At 74.0% G+C, this 2,384-nt stretch carries 1 protein-coding gene and 2 pseudogenes; all 3 read left to right on the top strand.

The annotated features are described in order from the left end of the window. A pseudogene (locus tag GTW08_RS30985) lies at positions 1–350 on the top strand (hypothetical protein); the annotation flags it as partial. Between the two features lie 16 nt (positions 351–366). Next, positions 367–1,284 carry a pyridoxal 5'-phosphate synthase lyase subunit PdxS gene (gene pdxS / locus GTW08_RS09605; RefSeq protein ID WP_073574636.1) on the top strand — a complete coding sequence of 306 codons (918 nt, stop codon included), beginning with the start codon at positions 367–369 and terminating at the stop codon, positions 1,282–1,284. A gap of 337 nt (positions 1,285–1,621) precedes the next feature. Then, positions 1,622–2,384 (top strand): annotated as a pseudogene (locus GTW08_RS31720) (hypothetical protein); the annotation flags it as partial.

Genomic DNA, 2,384 nt, shown 5'->3' with positions numbered 1-2,384 from the left:
CACTGCCCGCTCCGGCCCCGGACGGCCGGGACCCGGCCGGGAGCCGCGCCGCCCGCGAGGCCGCGGAGAACGCTCTGACCAGGCAGCTCGCCGTCGTCGGGCGGGGGTCGGCCCGGTCGGGGCCCTGCGATGACCTCGCCGATGCCGAGGCACTGGTCGTGCTGGCCCGCCGGGTGCACAACGACGCCGTCCGCGACACCCGTGCCCTGCGGTCGCGGCGGCTGGTGCGGCTGCTGCGGCTGCACGGCACCGCACCGGAGCCGGTGTACTTCGAGATCGCCGATCCGGAACCGCCGCGTTCACCTGCGCGACCTCACGTAGAATCGCCACGCAGTCCGACCGTCATGTGAGGAGCTCCGATCACCCGTGTCCGCAGCTGAGAACACCCCCGACACCGCCGGTCCGCAGCACGGCACCGCGCGGGTGAAGCGCGGGATGGCCGAGATGCTGAAGGGCGGCGTGATCATGGACGTCGTCACCCCGGATCAGGCCAAGATCGCCGAGGACGCCGGGGCCGTCGCCGTCATGGCCCTGGAGCGCGTCCCGGCCGACATCCGTGCCAACGGCGGCGTGGCCCGCATGTCGGACCCGGACATGATCACCGGCATCGTCGAGGCCGTGTCCATCCCGGTCATGGCGAAGGCCCGCATCGGCCACTTCGTCGAGGCCCGGGTCCTGCAGTCCCTCGGCGTCGACTACATCGACGAGTCCGAGGTGCTGACCCCGGCCGACGAGGCCCACCACATCGACAAGTGGAGCTTCACCGCCCCGTTCGTCTGCGGTGCCACCAACCTCGGTGAGGCCCTGCGCCGCATCTCCGAGGGTGCGGCGATGATCCGCTCGAAGGGTGAGGCCGGCACCGGCAACGTCGTCGAGGCCACCCGGCACATGCGCTCGATCCGCGCCGAGATCGGCCGGCTCGCCTCGCTCGACGCCGCCGAGCTCTACATCGCGGCCAAGGAGCTGCGCGCCCCGGTCGAGCTGGTCGCGGAGGTCGCCCGCACCGGGAAGCTGCCGGTCGTGCTGTTCACCGCCGGTGGCATCGCGACCCCGGCCGACGCCGCGATGATGATGCAGCTCGGCGCCGAGGGCGTGTTCGTCGGCTCCGGCATCTTCAAGTCCGGCGACCCGGCGCAGCGCGCGTCGGCGATCGTGAAGGCCACGACCTTCCACGACGACCCCGAGATGATCGCCAAGGTCTCCCGCGGTCTCGGCGAGGCCATGGTCGGCATCAACATCGCCGACATCCCCGAGGAGCAGCGCTACGCCGCTCGCGGCTGGTAAGCACCCCGCTCCGCCCCGAGAGCCCCGTCCGGCACCCTGCCGGACGGGGCTCTCGTCGTTCCCGGCCCCGCTGCCGCACAGGTTCCGTACGCGCCGCACGGGTCCGGACCCGTGCGGCGCGTACGGAACCTGTGCGGCGGGGGACGGGGCCGGGAACGGGCCACGGTCCGGTGACCCGATCGGTCCCTCGGACGCGTGGGGTGTCTGTTCCGGCCACGTTCTGCGGTCGCTCGGTGGAGGGGTTGCCTACTCGATGTGGTGACACAGGTGCTCGTGGTGACTCTGTGGCATCTAGCGTTCCGTGGGGATCAGGAGACCACTGTTGCGGAGGAGCCTGATGGGACGCTCTGTGAGAGTCGTGGCGATCGCCGCCGCGATGTTGATCAGCTTTCCGGCTGCGGCGTTCGCGGACACGGGGGACGGCCGACCGGGCGCGACGACGACCGCGGACTGCCCCACGACGGGTACCGCCCCGGGTGGGGGAGCCGGTTCGGGTGGTCCGGCCACCGGTGGTGACGGACGCGCCGGGTCGGGGAAGCCCGGCGCCTCCGCCGCCCCCGGGGCGGCCGGGCCCGAGGGGGACGGGCCGGGGGGCGATGACGGCGGCGCGGGCGGCGACGACTCCGGCTCCGGCGGCCACGGGGGATCGTCGGGCTCGGGCGGCTCGGGGAACGACGCCGGGTCCGGTTCGGGTGACGACCGTGGCTCCGGCTCCGCCCAGGGCTCGGGTTCCGGTGGGGACTCCGGCGACACGACATCGGGCGCGGGCGACTCCGGCACCGGCGACAAGAAGCAGGACTCCGCCGATGACCGGAAGCCGGGCGGAGACCAGGGTTCCGGCGACGACCACGGCTCGGGCGGGGATCAGGGTTCCGGCGACGACCACGGCTCGGGCGGGGATCAGGGTTCCGGCGACGACCACGGCTCGGGCGGAGATCAGGGTTCCGGCGACGACACGGCCCCCGACACGGGCTCGGGCGACGACACGACTTCGGGCGAGGACGGCGCTCCGAGCGGCGACCGCGGTCCGGCCGGCGACCAGGGCGGTCCGGCCGGCGACCGGGGCGGCTCGGCCGGCGACCAGGCCGGCGCCCCGGGAT

Source organism: Pseudonocardia sp. SID8383, assembly GCF_009864975.1.
In the GTDB taxonomy this organism is placed as follows: Bacteria; Actinomycetota; Actinomycetes; order Mycobacteriales; family Pseudonocardiaceae; genus Pseudonocardia; species Pseudonocardia alni.
This window is presented reverse-complemented; position numbering and strand designations above follow the sequence as displayed.